This window comes from Acidovorax sp. Root275 (genome assembly GCF_001428965.1).
Taxonomy (GTDB): Bacteria; Pseudomonadota; Gammaproteobacteria; order Burkholderiales; family Burkholderiaceae_C; genus Acidovorax; species Acidovorax radicis.
Genome location: NZ_LMJH01000001.1, coordinates 1,701,528 through 1,716,986 on the forward strand (window position 1 = coordinate 1,701,528; position 15,459 = coordinate 1,716,986).

A 15,459-nucleotide genomic window follows, 5' to 3' on the forward strand; every position below is an offset into this window, starting at 1 on the left:
ATGCTGCGCCGCTGGCTCGACCGCATCTACCTCGCCGCCGGCGCCGTGGGTGCCGCGTTCATCGCGCTGATCTGCGTGCTCATGGTCGCGCAGAGCATCATGCGCGAACTGGGGCTGCGCACGGGCGCCATCAACGACATCGTGGCGTGGTTCTGCGCAGCGGCCGCCTTCCTGGCCATGGCCCATGCCTTCAAGCACGGTGACTTCGTGCGCGTGACGCTGCTGCTGGAAAAGCTGTCCCCGCGCCGCTGCCGCCAGCTCGAGGTGGTGTCGCTGGCCATCGGATCGGTGGCCGTGGGCTACCTCATGTGGGCGGCCTGCAGCTACACCTATGAGAGCTGGGAGTTCAACGACATCTCGCAGGGCCTGCTGCCCATGCCGCTGTGGATTCCGCAGCTGAGCTTTGCGCTCGGTTCCATTTTGCTGTGGGTGGCCGTGGTCGATGAATTCATCATCGTGCTGCGCGGCGGCGTGCCCACCTTCGTGCGCGCCGTCGAAGAGCGCCATGCCAAGGGCGATTTTTCCTCTGACATATGAAGCCCCCCTGAGGCGCTGCGCGCCTTCCCCCCTGAGGGGGACGCCACCGGTGGCCCGGCGAAGCCGGTTCCACGGTGGCACTGGTTTTGGGTAGCGCCGGTTTTTTGCGTTGGGTGGAAAGCGCAACGCAATGAGTGCGCAACGAGTGACTACCGATAACAACAGGCCGTGTGGGACGCTTGTCCTTGCGGCCCAGAAAGTTCGACATGGATATCTTGATGGTAGGCGGCGTCCTGCTGGTACTGATGCTGGTGCTGCTGTCCGGCGGTGTCTGGATCGCGATGACCCTGGCGATCTGCGGGTGGGTGGGGCAGGCGTTCTTCACCTCCACGCAGCCGGCCAAGAATTTGTTCTCGGCGTTCTGGGAGAGCAATGCGAGCTGGGAGCTGGCGGCGCTGCCGTTGTTCATCTGGATGGGCGAAATCCTGTTTCGCACCAAGCTGTCAGAAGAGATGTTTGAAGGCCTGCGGCCGTGGCTGAACCGCGTGCCGGGGCGGCTGATGCACACCACCATCCTGGGCTGCGGCATCTTCGGCTCGGTGTCGGGTTCGTCGGCCGCCACCTGCGCCACCATCAGCAAGGTGGCACTGCCCGAGCTGATGAAGCGCGGCTACGACGAGAAGCTGGCGCTGGGCTCGCTGGCCACGGCCGGCACGCTGGGCATTCTGATCCCGCCGTCGATCACCATGGTGGTGTATGCCGTGGCGGCCGACGCGTCCATCATCCGCATCTTTCTGGCAGGCTTCCTGCCGGGCATTTTGCTGATGCTGCTGTTCTCGGGCTACATCGGCTGGTGGAGCCTGCGCAACCCCGACAAGGTGCCCGCGGCCGACCCGCCTTCGACGCTGCGCGAGAAGATCCGCAAATCCGGCAACCTGATCCCCGTGGGCGCGCTCATCGTGTTCATCGTCTGGGTGCTGATCACCGGCTACGCCACCGCCACCGAATGCGCGGCCTACGGCGTGGTGGGCTCGCTGGGCCTGGCCCTGTGGAGCCGCTCGCTGACCTGGCAAAACTTCAAGGACGGGCTGATGGGCACCACGCGCACCAGCTGCATGATCATGTTCATCCTGGCGGGCGCCGCCTTCCTGACCAAGACCATGGCCTTCACCGGCATCCCGCGCGAGCTGGCCGAGTGGGTCAACGCGATGCACCTGTCGCCGTTCGCCCTGATCAGCGTGCTGGTCGTCGTGTACCTGGTGCTGGGCACCGCGCTCGACGGCATCAGCATGATCGTGCTCACCAGCGCCGTGGTGCTGCCCATGATCCAGCAGGCCGGGTTCGATCTGATCTGGTTCGGCATCTTCATCGTGCTGCTGGTCGAAATCGCCGAAGTCACGCCGCCCGTGGGCTTCAACCTCTTCGTGCTGCAGAACATGACGGGCAAGGACAGCAATACCATCGCGCGCGCCGCGATTCCGTTCTTCCTGTGCCTCGTGGTCTGCATTGCACTCATCACGATCTTTCCGCAGATCGTGACCATCCTTCCCGATCTGGTCATGGGCGCGGAGAAGTAGCTCGGTCCAGCCCAGAGTACGATCAGCACCCTCATGTTCGCTGCCATCGCCATCGCCCTCGGAGCCAGCATTGGTGCGTTGGCACGGTGGCGCCTGGGCCTGTGGCTGAACACCGAGGGGGCCGTGCTTCCCTGGGGCACCCTCGCGGCCAACCTGATCGGTGGCTACCTGGTGGGGATCTGCGTCGCCATCTTCCAGGCACTTCCAGAGCTTGACCCAGCATGGCGCCTGGCCCTGGTGACGGGTTTTCTCGGTGGCCTCACCACCTTCTCCAGCTTCTCGGCCGAAGTGGTGGGCATGCTGCTGCAGCAGCGCTACCTGCTGGCACTGGGCACCACCGGCATGCACCTGGCGGGCTCGCTGGCGCTGACGGTGCTCGGCATCCACAGCGCCACTTTTTTGCTCGCGGGGCGTGCCTGATAATCGGACGATACCGGCAGCCACTGCCACACGTTCAACCCACGCCCGACCATTGCACCCGCACGGTTGCGCCGCGTTTTCCCGACCTGCCATGGACGCCAATACCCAACTCAACGAACGCCGCCTTGCCGATGCCTGGGCGGAGCTGCAGAGCCACGCCGCCAACGGCAATCCTTTGCACGCCGACGCCTACCGCCTTGCGTTTGCCGACCCCGAATTCCTGTTCCGCCGCGAGACACGCGGCATCCGCTTTCAGCTGGAAATGCTCAAGCCCGACCTGGGCCAGGCCGAGCAAGGCATCGAGAACACCGTAGTGGTCTATGGCAGCGCCCGGTTTGTAGCCCCCGACGAGGCCGCAGCCCAGCTGACCGAAGCGGAAGCCAGTGGCGACGAGGTGCGCCTGCAGCGCGCCCGCCAGGCCGTGCGCAACGCGCGCTATTACGACCTGGCCCGCCAGTTCGCCCGCGTGGTGGCCGAGCACAGCGAGCGCCAGCAGCCCGCCGACCGCATCTACATTTGCACCGGCGGTGGCCCCGGCATCATGGAGGCCGCCAACCGCGGCGCGCATGACGTGGGCGCGCTCAACGTGGGCCTGAACATCGCCCTGCCCCACGAGCAAAGCGGCAACCGCTTCATATCACCCACCCTGAGCTTCAAGTTCCACTACTTCGCGCTGCGCAAGATGCACTTCATGATGCGCGCCAAGGCCCTGGTGGCGTTCCCCGGAGGCTTTGGCACGCTGGACGAACTGTTCGAGGTGCTCACGCTGGTGCAGACCAAGAAGGCCAAGCCCGTGCCCATCGTGCTGTTCGGCACGGACTACTGGAAGCGGCTGATCAACTTCGAGGTGCTGGTCGAAGAAGGCACGATCTCGGCACAGGACCTCAAGCTCTTTCACTACACCGACGACCCGCAAGAGGCGTGGGAGCTGATCAAGTCGTTCTATCAACTGTAAGAACGTGTTCACGATCTAAGCGCGACCGGACGGCGTACAGGCGCGCTGTTCATGGGGCTCACGGACGGGGGTCTTGTCGGCCCTTGAGCAGACCGGTGGGCCCTATACAGGCCCCTCCCCGTGCGGCTTTTTCTCGCCGCCGATGCACCACGCCAGCCGGGCACCGCCCAGCCCTGCGGCGCCCACCACCCAGAACAGGCCGCTCACGCCAATCACCGCCCCGGCCGATCCGAACATCAGGGGCATCAGCACGCTGGATGCGTTGATGGCCATGAGGCGCAGGCCCAGGGCCTCGCCCTGCCGGTGCGAGGGTGTGATCTGGTGCAGCAGGCTCATCACCATGGGCTGCCCCGTGCCCAGCACCAGGCCCAGCAGCACGGAGCACAGCCCCATGGCAAAGGCGCTTTGCAACAGCGGGTACACCGCAAACAACACGGCCGTCACCAGCATCGCGCCAGCCATCACGCCCCGCTCACGCAAGCGCTTGGCCACAAAGGGCATCAGCACGCGGATCACGGTGGCCGCAATCGCAAACGCCCCGAAGATGGTGCCAATGACCGCCGCCGACAACCCACGCTCGTGCCCCAGCAGCGGCACGGCAAAAGCGTGCACATCCCAGCACGACGAGATCAGCCAGTTCACGATCAGCAGACGGCGAAACGGCGGGTCGTTCAGCAGATCCCAGGCGCGCTGCGGCGGGCCCCCATTGGCCGAAGCGGCGACCACCGCAGGCAGCTCCTGCGTACCCCGCACGCAGAACCAGCTGAGCAAGGGCAGCAGCGCCAGCAGCGCAAAGGCCGCGCGGTAGCCTTCAAGGCTGCCTGGGGTGCTGCCGGCGTGGTCGATGGCCAGCCCCGCCGCAAAAGGGCCGATGAAGTTGGACACCGCCGGGCCGATGGACAGCCAGCTGAACACCTGCTTGAGTTCGGTGGCGTCATGCACGGCACGGCCCGCGTGGCGTTGCACCGCGATGGTGGCAGCCCCCGCGGCGCCACCGGTCAGCAGGGCTGAAATGCACAGCACGGGAAAGGTCGGGAACACCACCGCCAGCCCAGCGCCCACACATGCCACGGCCACCGAATAGCCCACCGGGCGCTTGAGGCCACGGCGGTCTGCATACCGGCCCGCAGGCAGGGCCAGGAACACCTGGGTGAGCGCGAACAGCGCCACCAGCAAGCCCACGGCGGCGGCGCTGTAGCCCTCGCGCAGGGCCAGCAGGGGCGCGGCCAGCCGCATGCCTGCCATGCTGCCGTGCACGCAGATCTGCCCTGCGATCAGGCGGGCCAGGGCCCCGTTCACAGCGGATCGTCCTCAGGGTCCAGTCCGGGCAGCACTGCCGCGCCGCCGCCGGGAAGCGGCAGGCCGGCACTGGGCAGGCCAGCGGCACCGGGTGGCGCAGGCAGGTCCTGCACATCGCGCAGGCGCTTTTGGATGGCACGGGTGCGCACACCCACCTCGTCAAAACGCTTGGCGGCAGCGTCGATGGATTTTTTGGTGGCCTCCACCACATCGCCAAACTTGGCGAACTCGGTCTTGACCATGCCCAGCAGGCTCCAGACCTCGGACGAGCGCTTTTCGATGGCCAGCGTCTTGAAACCCATCTGCAGGCTGTTGAGCATGGCCGCCAGGTTGGCCGGGCCGGTGATCATCACGCGGCAGTCGTTCTGGATGGCCTCGACCAGGCCGGGACGGCGAATCACCTCGGCGAACAGGCCTTCGGTGGGCAGATAGAGCACAGCGAAATCCGTGGTGTGCGGGGGCGAGACGTATTTGGCAAAAATCTTCTTCGCCTCAAGCTTGATCGAGGTCTCGAAGGCGTTGCCCGCCGACGCAATCAACGTTTTATCCGCCGCGTCCTGCGCGTCCATGAGCCGCTGGTACTGCTCCACGGGGTACTTGGAGTCGATGGGCAGCCAGACCGGGTGCTCGTCGCTCTTGCCCGGCAGGCGGATCGCAAATTCCACCAGCTCATCGCTGCCCGGCACGGTCTTGACGTTGCGCGCGAACTGGTCAGGCGTGAGCACGTTGTCGATGATGGCGCCCAGCTGCATTTCGCCCCAGGTGCCTCGCGACTTCACGTTGGTCATCACGCGCTTCAAGTCGCCCACGCTGCCGGCCAGCGTCTGCATTTCGCCCAGGCCTTTGTGCACCTGCTCAAGCCGGTCGCTCACCAGCTTGAAGGATTCGCCCAGGCGCTGCTCCAGCGTGGCGTGGAGTTTCTCGTCCACCGTGCGGCGCATTTCTTCGAGCTTGGTGGAGTTGTCGGCCTGGATGGCGGCCAGGCGTTCGTTGAGCGCGTTGCGCAGTTGCTCGGCATTGGTCTGGCTGCCTTGCTGCATGCCCGTGAGCTGCTGCGAGACGGCATCCTGCAACACCGAGAACTGGTGGCGAATCTGGTTGCCGTTGGCTTCGAGCTGGTACTTGAGCGCGCCGGACATGGTGCCCAGCTGGCTCTGGAGGTCGCCCTTGAGCGAGTCGAGCGTGGTGCGCGTGGCCTGCGTGAGCGCCTCGAACCGCTCCTGGATGCGCTTTTCAAACAGCGCCGTGCTCTCGGCCATGGCCTCGCGCGACTTGACGCTTTCGGCCGCGAGCGCGGCCGTGGTGGTGGTGAGTTCGGTGCGAAAACCCGCGAGGGTGTCCGACAGTTCCTTGCGCGCCGTGGCCGCATCGTTTTGCCCCTGGGCCAGGTGGGCCAGCAAAGCCTTGCTGCTTTCCTCGAGCCGCCCGGCCACCGCCTGCTGCAGGGCATCGAAGCGCTGGGCCAGCGAGGCATCGAGCGCGGTCTGGCGCTGCTCCAGCCTGCCTTCAAACACCCCGAACGCGGCCAGAAGCTCGGCGCGGCCATTGCGGGACTCGGTCACGGCCTGGGCGAGGCGCTCATCCACGGCATGGCGCAGGGTCTCCAGCGTGTGCTGTGTAGTCTGGGTGAAGCCGCTGAGCTGCTGGGCCATCGCATCCAGGGCACCGTCGTTCTTGGCCACGGCCAGCTGGGTAGCCTGCGCCGTCCGCTCCAGCGTCTGCAGGCGCGCCAGCCATTCGGGGGGCAGGTCCACCCGGGGGCGGCGCACCAGCAGCAGCACCAAAAGAACCAGAACCAGGGCCAACACGGCCAGCAAAACGAGGGTGTCGGTAGTCAAGGGCTATTACTATTATTTTGATAGCACACAGCGCAATACAGATAAGCGCCAGCGGCCATTTTTATGCAAATATCAAGTTCAGCGCGGCGCTGTGGTCGTCGAAACGGGTTGGTTCACCGGTGTAAGCGGCCCGCGCCCGTCGAAGAAGGCAATCAGGTTGTCGGCCGCCAGGTTGGCCATGGCACGGCGCGTGGGCACCGTCGCGCTGGCGATGTGGGGCGTAAGCACCACGTTGGGCACGGTGAGCAGGTCGGGGTGCACGCGGGGCTCGCCCTCAAACACGTCCAGGCCCGCCGCCGCGATGCGCCCTTCGCGCAGCGCCACCGCCAATGCAGCGTCATCCACAATCCCGCCCCGCGCAATGTTGACGAGCGTGGCCGTGGGCTTCATCTGCGCCAGTTCGGCCGCGCCGATGGTGTGGTGCGAGGCTGCGGTGTAGGGCACCACCAGCACCACATGGTCTGCCGTGCGCAGCAGCTCTTCCTTGCCCACGTACGTAGCCTTGCATTCGGCTTCCAGCGCGGGCGACAGGCGCGATCGGTTGTGATAGACCACCTTCATGCCAAAACCGAATGCTCCGCGCCGGGCAATGCCCTGCCCGATGCGCCCCATGCCGATGATGCCCAGTGTGCTGCCGTGGATGTCCGAGCCCGCGAACATGTCGTAGCTCCACTTGGTCCACTTCCCGGCGCGAAGGTAGTGCTCGGACTCCGTCATGCGGCGCGCCGTGGCCATGAGCAGCGCAAAGCCGAAGTCGGCCGTGGTCTCGGTCAGCACGTCGGGTGTGTTGGTGCCCTGCACGCCGGCAGCCGTCATGGCATCCACGTCGAAGTTGTTGTAGCCCACGGCCATGTTGGCCACGATCTTCAGGCGTGGCGCGGCGGCCAGCAGCGTGGCGTCGATGCGCTGGCTGCCGGTCGTGAAGGCGCCGTCCTTGTCGGCCAGGCGCTCGGCCAGCTCGGCAGGGCTCCAGATCACGTCCTCAGGGTTGTCTTGCACGTCAAAGTGCTGGCGCAGGCGATCCACGATGTCGGGGAAGATCGCACGCGCGATCAGGATGCGGGGTTTGCTCATATTTCAATCTCCAATGCATTCGCGAGGTACGTCGCCCTGTGAAACTGGCGTGGCCAAAAGCCAGTGGCCGCCGAGCAAAGGCCGCCCTGCAGCGAGGGCGGCGTCCCCCTTCCCGCAGCGCGCAGCGCTGCGAGAGAAGTGGGAAGCGGCACAACCGCTCAGGGGGACGTGCATTACCTAAACCAAAGGAAAGTCATCACCACGAACAACGGCACCAGGATGCCGCCCGACCACAGCATGTAGCCGAAGAAGCTCGGCATCTTCACGCCCCGGTCTTCGGCGATGGCCTTGACCATCATGTTGGGGGCATTGCCGATGTAGGTGTTGGCGCCCATGAACACCGCGCCCGCCGAAATGGCGGCGAGCGTAGGGGCCAGCGTGGTCATGAGCGTGGCCGCATCGCCTCCGGCGGTGTTGAAGAACACGAGGTAGGTCGGAGCGTTGTCGAGGAACGAGCTGAGGATGCCCGTGGCCCAGAAATACATGGCCGGGTCGGGCGACCCGTCGGGCCGCGTCACCGCCGCGATGATGGCGCCGAACGGGCCGTTGGCGCCCGCCTTGAGCATGGCGATGACCGGAATGATGGTGAGGAAGATGCCCGCAAACAGCTTGGCCACCTCCTGCATTGGCCCCCAGCCGAACTGGTTGTCTTCATGCACCTTGCCGGGCGTGAGCCACAGCGACAGAAAGGTCACGATGACCAGCCCCGCATCGCGCACGATGCCGGGCAGGCCCACCTCGGTGCCCGCCATGTTGAACACCACGGGCGACTTCCAGAAGCCGCTGACCAGCACCAGCGCCACCACGGCGCCCAGCAGGGCAAAGTTGACCTTGCCGTCAAAGCCGATGGCCGGCGTGTCGGGTGTCGGGTCGGCCTTGAGCACCTCTTCGCGGCGGTGGTAGTACCAGGAGTCCAGCGCGAAGAAGATGGCCAGCAGTGTGCCCACGAGGAACAGGGTCTCGGGGAAGATGTGGCCCACCGTCCAGAAAAAGTCCACGCCCTTCAAGAACCCCAGGAACAGGGGCGGATCGCCCAGCGGCGTGAGCGAGCCCCCGGCATTGGACACGATGAAGATGAAGAACACGACCACATGCGCCGTGTGCCGGCGGTTGTCGTTGGCGCGGATCAGCGGGCGGATCAGCAGCATCGATGCCCCCGTGGTGCCCATCAAGCTGGCCAGCACCGCGCCAATGGCCAGGATTGCGGTGTTCAGCCCGGGGCTGCCATGCAGATTGCCCCGGATGAAGATGCCGCCCGCCACCGTGAACAGCGCGGTGAGCAAAATGACGAACGGGATGTACTCGGCCACCAGCGCATGCACCAGGCTCGCGCCCGCCACACCGGCCCCGAAGGTGATGGCAAACGGCACCAGAAATACCAGGCCCCAGGCCGCCGCGACCTTGCCGAAATGGTGGTGCCAGAAGATCGGTGCCATGAGCGGCATGAGCGCAATCGACAGCAGGATGCCCGCAAACGGCACACCCCAGAGCACCGACAGCGTGCTGCCATCAATGTCAGCCGCCATGGCCAGCCCCGGCAGCGTGGCCAGAAGGCCGGCCAACGCCAGCCCGCGCGAGAATTTCAAGATTCTTGTCTCCATCTCATGGTCAAAAAAAAGGGCGCAGCAGGGTGGCCCCCGGGCACGCCCCCATCACGCGGGAGAGGGAATGTCGAACACCTGGCGCAGATAGGCCAGGTATTTCTCGTCATCACACATGCCCTTGCCCGGCGTGTCGGAAAGCTTGGCCACGGGCTGGTCGTTGCAGCGCGTCATCTTGATGACGACCTGCAGCGGCTCGTGGGCAGGCGGGCTGCCGAGATCGTTGGTGAGATTGGTGCCAATGCCGAACGCCAGCTGGCAGCGCCCACGGAACTGCTGGTACAGCTCGATCGTGCGCGGAATGGTGAGCGCGTCGCTGAAGATCAGCGTCTTGGTCAGCGGGTCCACACGGTTCTTGCGGTAGTGGTCGAGCAGGCGCTCGCCCCAGGCAAACGGGTCGCCGCTGTCGTGGCGCGCGCCGTCGAACAGCTTGCAAAAATACAGGTCGAAGTCGCGCAGGAAGGCGCTCATGCCGTAGACGTCCGACAGCGCAATGCCCAGGTCACCGCGGTATTCCTTGGCCCACATCTCGAAGCCGAACACCTGGCTGTCGCGCAGGCGCGGCCCGAGCGCCTGGCAGGCCTGCAAATACTCATGCGCCATGGTCCCCAGCGGCGTCACACCCAGCTTCATCGCATACAGCACGTTGCTGGTGCCCGCGAACTGGCCGGGGCCCGCAGGTGCACCGGGGCGGCGGTCGCCCGTGCCCAGGCGGGCCACCAGCACGCGCAGCACTTCCTCGTGCCAGGCGCGGGAAAAGCGCCGGCGCGTGCCGTAGTCGGCGATTTTTAGGTCGGACAGGCCTTCGCCCTGCAGCAGCGCGATCTTGGCATCCAGGCGCCTGCGGCCTTCCAGGAAATCGGGCACTTTCTGCGTATTGCGAAAGTAGACCTCGTTGATGATGGCCAGCACCGGGATCTCGAACAGGATGGTGTGCAGCCAGGGGCCCCGAATGGAAATCTCGATCTCGCCGTTGTGCTGGGGCGTGACGGTGATGTATTTCTCGTTGAGCTTGAACAGCCCGAGAAAATCCACGAAGTCACTCTTGATGAAGCGCAGCGAGCGCAGGTAGGCCAGCTCGGCATCCTGGAACTGCAGGCAACACAGCGACCGGATCTCGTCGCGGATCTCGTTGGCAAATGGTGCCAGCTGCACGCCAGGGTTGCGGCACTTGAACTTGTATTCGACCTGCGCACCCGGAAACTGGTGCAGCACGACCTGCATCATGGTGAACTTGTACAGGTCGGTGTCGAGCAGGCTGGTGATGATCATGGACAGGGCGGGCGCAAGAAGGAACCAGTGGAGCCGCAGGCCGGGCAGCAAAGCCGCAAAGTGTAGGCCATCGTGGACCAGCACGCTGGCCACGCGCGCACGCGCCAGATACTGCAAAGATCCAATAAAAAATAGCCTCTAGCGCTTTTCCAGCATGCGCTTTCAGCTATCAAAATGATTGCAGGCACCGCGCAGGCGTTCAGCCCGCCACCACCAGGTCCTGCAGCACCTTGCGCAGTGGCTCCGGTACCGGCACGGGCCTGCGGGTTTCACGGTCCACGTACACATGGATGAAATGGCCGGCCGCAGCGGTCAGCGGCTCGCCCTGGGCAAACAGGCCCACCTCATACCTGACGCTGGAGCCGCCCAGCCGTGCCACGCGGATGCCGGCCTCGATCGTCTGCGGGAAGGCCAGCGGTGCGAAGTAGTTGCACTGGGTTTCAATGACCAGGCCAATGGTCTCGCCCGCGTGGATATCGAGCACGCCCTGGTCGATCAGGTGGGCATTCACCGCCGTGTCAAACCAGCTGTAGTACACGACGTTGTTCACATGGCCGTACACGTCGTTGTCGGCCCAGCGTGTGGTGATGGGGCGAAAAGCCTGGTAAGCGCTGCGCGGCTGCGGGGACGGGCGGGCGGCCGGTGCGAACGGAGCGGCAGGGGTGGTGCTGGCGGCAGAAGTCATGGCCGCACATTCTGCCAGCGCTGGTGGTATTGCCAGGCCACGCGCCAGGTGTTGAGCTGGGCCAACACCGTGTCGTCCAGGTTCCGGCCATAACCCCCGGCCATGGCAAAAACCAGGGGAATGCGCCGCTGCCAGGCCCAGTCGAACACACGCCGGTCGCGCGCCTCCAGGCCATCGTGCGTCACGGCCAGCCGCCCCAGGCGATCGCCTTCGTGCGGATCGGCGCCGGCCAGATAGAAGACGAGCTGGGGCGCAAACCTCTGCTCCAGGGTCTCAAGCGCGTGCTCCAGGGCCTGCAGGTAGTCAGGGTCGGAGCAGCCGTCGGGCAGCTCGACATCCAGGTCGCTGGGCTCCTTGCGGAACGGGAAATTGCGTGCCCCATGCAGTGACAGCGTGAACACGCTGTGGTCTCCCCTGAAGATGTGCGCCGTGCCGTTGCCCTGGTGCACGTCCAGGTCGATCACCGCCACCTGGAGCGGCCGGGCTGCGCGTCCATCGCCCCCGCCGCGCGCCCATTCCACCTGCATCAACCGGGCGGCCACTGCCACATCGTTGAACACACAAAAACCGCTGCCCTTGTCGGCATAGGCATGGTGGGTGCCCCCAGCGAGGTTGCCCGCAACCCCTTCGCGCAAGGCCACGCGGCTCGCGGCCACCGTGGCCCCTACGGAGCGCCGCGCGCGCTCGGCCATGGCCTCGCTCCAGGGAAAACCGATCTCGCGCTGGGCCAGGGGCGGCAGCGTGCCGTCGGCAATGGCGTCGATATAGTCGGGCGCATGGGCCAGCGCCAATTCGCGGTCGGATGCGGGCAAGGCCACCTGGAGCGACACACCAGGCAGGTGCTGCGCGATCCGGTCGCGCAGCAGTCGGTACTTGGCCATCGGAAACCGATGGCCCTCGGGCAGGGGCAGCACAAAATGGTCTGCGTAGTAGGCGTGCATGACGAGATTGTGGCGAACGGCGGATTTCTGGGTGGTCGTCCCTAATTTGCTGCACCGCAACAAAAAACCCTTGCAATAGTGAACGAAGCCCCTAAAATTCAACCCATGCTGCACTGCAACATGACTTTACCGAGTCAGGGCCAGCGCAGATGTCTGTGAACCACCCTGGCCTCTAGGGCCCTCATTTTTAGGAGATATGACATGACGCTGACCGCTGAACAAATCCTGGCCTCGCACAAAGCCAACATCGAAACCCTGTTTGGTCTGACCACCAAGGCCTTCGAAGGCGTGGAAAAGCTGGTGGAACTGAACGTGACCGCTTCGCGCGCTGCCCTGTCTGAAGCCGCCAACCACACCCAGGCCGTCCTAGGCGTGAAGGACGCACAAGAACTGCTGGCCCTGCAAGCTGGCCTGTTCCAGCCTCTGGCTGAAAAGACCGCTGCCTACAGCCGTCACCTGTATGACATCGCTTCGGGCACGGGCGCCGAATTCGGCAAGGCCTTCGAAAGCCAAACCACCGACGCGCAAAAAGCCTTCACCAACCTGGTGGACAGCGCCGCAAAGAACGCCCCTGCCGGTTCCGAAACGGCTGTGGCTGTGATGAAGAGCGCCGTCTCTGCCGCCAACAACGCATTTGAGTCGGTGCAAAAGGCCGTCAAGCAAGCGTCTGACGTGGCCGAAGCCAACTTCAACGCCGTGGCCAGCACCGCTGCCAACGCCGCCAAGACTGCGGCTCCCCGCAAGCGCTAAATCAGCACCTGCGGTCTGGAGTGCAAACTCTAGGCCGCGTTCAGGGAATACCCTGATAATTCAACCACGCGCTGCGGACCTCTTCCACAGTGCATCAGTTGTCTCCTTGGATCCTCTCGAAACCCCCGTTTCAGGGATCCTTTTAAAGCCCGGTTCATGACCGGGCTTTTTTTTGCGTCCGTGTTGGATGCATGTCGCTGGAACTGGCTGCCACGGGTTTCAAACACATGAGCGGGCCACACAACGCACCCGAGGTGATGGTCCGTTCGCGCCCCCCCGCTCCGCGAACCCAGCAGCGCGCCTCGCGTTTGCGCTGCATCAGGCTTTCGCACCAATCCCCGCACTCACCCTAGCCTTTATTAAGAATAATTCGTGTTTGCTTTATCATCGCCGGAGTTACAACCCCGAAAGATGCATCCATGTCGAAGACTGTGAAAGCCTTGCTGAGCGCTTGTGCCCTGGCCGCCGCCGCAGGCGCTGTCCATGCCCAGGAACAAGTGGTCAACCTCTACTCGGCCCGCCACTACTCCACCGACGAAGCGCTGTACACAGGCTTCACCAAGGCCACTGGCATCAAGATCAATCGCGTGGATGCCGACGACGCGGGCATCCTCGCGCGCCTGAAAGCCGAAGGCGCTGCCTCGCCTGCGGACGTGATCCTGCTGGTGGACGCCGCCCGCCTGTACAAGGGCGAAGTCGATGGCCTGTTCCAGCCCATCCAGTCCAAGGTGCTCAACGACGCCATCCCCGCCAACCTGCGCAGCAATCCGGCGGCAGATGGCAGCATCTCGTGGTTTGGCCTGTCCACACGAGCCCGCGTGGTGGTCTACAACAAGATCAAGATGGACAAGGCGGATGTCGATACCTACGAGGAACTCGGCGACCCGAAGAACAAGGGCAAGCTGTGCATTCGCTCTGGCTCGCACCCCTACAACCTGAGCCTGTTCGGTGCTGTGACTGAGCACATGGGCGAACAGAAGGCCGAAGCCTGGCTCAAGGGCATGGTCGCCAACCTGGCACGCCCCCCCAAGGGTGGCGACACCGACCAGATCAAGGCCGTGGCCGCTGGCGAATGCGATATCGCCGTGACCAACAGCTACTACCTGGCGCGCATGATGCGTTCCACCAAGCCCGAAGATGTGGCCGTGGTCAACAAGGTGGGCGTGGTGTTCCCCAACCAGGAGTCCTGGGGCACACACCTGAACATCGCGGGCGGCGCTGTGGCCAAGCACTCCAAGAACCAGGCCAATGCGGTCAAGTTCCTGGAATACCTGGCCAGCCCGGAAGCCCAGAACTACTTTGCCAACGGCAACAATGAGTGGCCCGCTGCCAAGGGCGTCGCGCTGGACAACCCAGCCCTCAAGGCCATGACCGGCGGCAAGCCATTCAAGAGCGAAACCATCCCGATCAGCGCGGTGGGCGCCAATACGACCAAGGTTCAGCAGATGCTGGACCGGGTGGGCTTCCAGTAAGCAGTGCAGGCTCCCGGGCGTTTTGGCGCCCCAGCAGCCCGGCTTTCGCCGGGTTTTTTTTTTGCCCTTCACTGTGCATGGTTCATAATTGACGTTTACGTTAACGTCACTTACTGGAGACAAAACATGGAAATCAAGGGCAAGGTATTCATCGTCACCGGCGGCGCATCGGGCCTGGGCGAAGGCACGGCACGCATGCTGGCAGCCCAGGGTGGCACGGTGGTCATCGCCGACATGCAGGCCGACAAAGGCGAAGCCGTGGCCAAGGACATCGGTGGCGCTTTCGTGAAGTGCGACGTGAGCAACGAGACCGACGGTCAGGCCGTGGTAGCGAAGGCGGTTTCGCTGGGCAAGCTCATGGGTCTGGTCAACTGCGCAGGCATCGCGCCCGCCGAGAAAACCGTGGGCAAGAATGGGGCCCACGCCTTAGCCCTGTTCAGCAAGACCGTCACGGTCAACCTGATCGGCAGCTTCAACATGATTCGCCTGGCCGCCGAAGCCATGAGCAAAAACGAGCCCGAGGCCACGGGCGAGCGCGGCGCGCTGATCTCCACCGCCAGTGTGGCCGCCTATGACGGCCAGATTGGCCAAGCGGCGTACTCTGCATCCAAGGGCGGCGTGGTCGGCATGACCTTGCCCATCGCCCGCGACCTGGCCCGCAACGGCATCCGCAACATGACGATTGCCCCGGGCATCTTCGGCACGCCCATGCTGTTTGGCATGCCCCAGGAAGTGCAGGACGCACTGGCGGCGGGCGTGCCCTTTCCCAGCCGCCTGGGCACACCGCAGGACTACGCCAAGCTGGTGCAACACATCTTCGAGAACGACATGCTCAACGGCGAGGTGATCCGCCTCGATGGCGCCATCCGCCTGGCTCCCCGTTAACAATTGCTACTCTATTGATAGCTACCAGCGCTTGATAGAAAAGCGCTGGTAGCTATTTTTATGCATATTCTGTCGGAATTTCAGGAACGCAAGCCGGCATAGAAGACAAGCGAAAAAAAACCGCTGCAGCCTTTCGACTGCAGCGGTGGATGACTGGCGGAGTGGACGGGACTCGAACCCGCGACCCCCGGCGTGACAGGCCGGTATTCTAAC

At 64.5% G+C, this 15,459-nt stretch carries 14 protein-coding genes; 7 read left to right on the top strand and 7 right to left on the bottom strand.

What is annotated here, in order from left to right; all coding sequences use genetic code 11:
* From ASE52_RS07555 to ASE52_RS07570, 4 genes are all read left to right on the top strand, one after another.
* Complete coding sequence (locus ASE52_RS07555) at positions 1-537, top strand: TRAP transporter small permease subunit (RefSeq protein WP_010465762.1); 537 nt, start codon at positions 1-3, stop codon at positions 535-537.
* A gap of 206 nt (positions 538-743) precedes the next feature.
* Complete coding sequence (locus tag ASE52_RS07560) at positions 744-2,054, top strand: TRAP transporter large permease subunit (protein WP_198928067.1); 1,311 nt, start codon at positions 744-746, stop codon at positions 2,052-2,054.
* Between the two features lie 33 nt (positions 2,055-2,087).
* Positions 2,088-2,474, top strand: coding sequence for a fluoride efflux transporter CrcB (crcB, locus tag ASE52_RS07565; RefSeq protein WP_057224887.1), 387 nt, complete (start codon positions 2,088-2,090; stop codon positions 2,472-2,474).
* A gap of 91 nt (positions 2,475-2,565) precedes the next feature.
* Positions 2,566-3,429, top strand: a complete 864-nt coding sequence (locus tag ASE52_RS07570; RefSeq protein WP_010465765.1) for a TIGR00730 family Rossman fold protein — start codon at positions 2,566-2,568, stop codon at positions 3,427-3,429.
* Positions 3,430-3,531: 102 nt separating this feature from the next.
* On the opposite strand, the gene ASE52_RS07575 is transcribed toward ASE52_RS07570, so the two are convergent.
* The 7 genes from ASE52_RS07575 to ASE52_RS07605 all read right to left on the bottom strand — a co-directional run bounded on the left by ASE52_RS07575 (position 3,532) and on the right by ASE52_RS07605 (position 12,139).
* Positions 3,532-4,728: an MFS transporter gene (locus ASE52_RS07575; RefSeq protein ID WP_057224889.1), complete on the bottom strand. Its 1,197-nt coding sequence runs from the start codon at positions 4,726-4,728 to the stop codon at positions 3,532-3,534.
* Positions 4,725-6,566: a DNA recombination protein RmuC gene (gene rmuC / locus ASE52_RS07580; RefSeq protein ID WP_057224892.1), complete on the bottom strand. Its 1,842-nt coding sequence runs from the start codon at positions 6,564-6,566 to the stop codon at positions 4,725-4,727. Before rmuC ends, ASE52_RS07575 begins: the two co-directional genes overlap by 4 nt.
* 78 nt (positions 6,567-6,644) lie before the next feature.
* Positions 6,645-7,640 (bottom strand): D-glycerate dehydrogenase, encoded by a 996-nt coding sequence (locus ASE52_RS07585; protein WP_057224894.1) that lies wholly within the window; start codon positions 7,638-7,640, stop codon positions 6,645-6,647.
* Between the two features lie 173 nt (positions 7,641-7,813).
* Positions 7,814-9,226: a sodium:proton antiporter gene (locus tag ASE52_RS07590; RefSeq protein WP_057224896.1), complete on the bottom strand. Its 1,413-nt coding sequence runs from the start codon at positions 9,224-9,226 to the stop codon at positions 7,814-7,816.
* 66 nt (positions 9,227-9,292) lie between these two features.
* Positions 9,293-10,513 carry a nicotinate phosphoribosyltransferase gene (gene pncB, locus ASE52_RS07595; protein ID WP_010465772.1) on the bottom strand — a complete coding sequence of 407 codons (1,221 nt, stop codon included), beginning with the start codon at positions 10,511-10,513 and terminating at the stop codon, positions 9,293-9,295.
* 199 nt (positions 10,514-10,712) lie between these two features.
* A complete protein-coding gene (locus tag ASE52_RS07600; protein ID WP_057224900.1) occupies positions 10,713-11,198 on the bottom strand; it encodes a thioesterase family protein in 486 nt (161 codons plus the stop codon).
* Positions 11,195-12,139, bottom strand: a complete 945-nt coding sequence (locus ASE52_RS07605; RefSeq protein ID WP_057224903.1) for a histone deacetylase — start codon at positions 12,137-12,139, stop codon at positions 11,195-11,197. The genes ASE52_RS07600 and ASE52_RS07605 overlap by 4 nt, the downstream gene beginning before the upstream one ends.
* Positions 12,140-12,340: 201 nt before the next feature.
* Here ASE52_RS07605 and ASE52_RS07610 point away from each other — a divergent pair, with 201 nt between their 5' ends.
* The 3 genes from ASE52_RS07610 to ASE52_RS07620 all read left to right on the top strand — a co-directional run bounded on the left by ASE52_RS07610 (position 12,341) and on the right by ASE52_RS07620 (position 15,246).
* Positions 12,341-12,889: a phasin family protein gene (locus tag ASE52_RS07610; RefSeq protein ID WP_010465778.1), complete on the top strand. Its 549-nt coding sequence runs from the start codon at positions 12,341-12,343 to the stop codon at positions 12,887-12,889.
* 419 nt (positions 12,890-13,308) lie between these two features.
* Complete coding sequence (locus tag ASE52_RS07615) at positions 13,309-14,361, top strand: extracellular solute-binding protein (RefSeq protein ID WP_057224906.1); 1,053 nt, start codon at positions 13,309-13,311, stop codon at positions 14,359-14,361.
* Positions 14,362-14,487: 126 nt separating this feature from the next.
* On the top strand, positions 14,488-15,246 hold the full coding sequence (locus ASE52_RS07620) for a 3-hydroxyacyl-CoA dehydrogenase (RefSeq protein WP_010465781.1): 759 nt from the start codon (positions 14,488-14,490) through the stop codon (positions 15,244-15,246).
* The last annotated feature ends 213 nt before the right edge of the window (positions 15,247-15,459 follow it).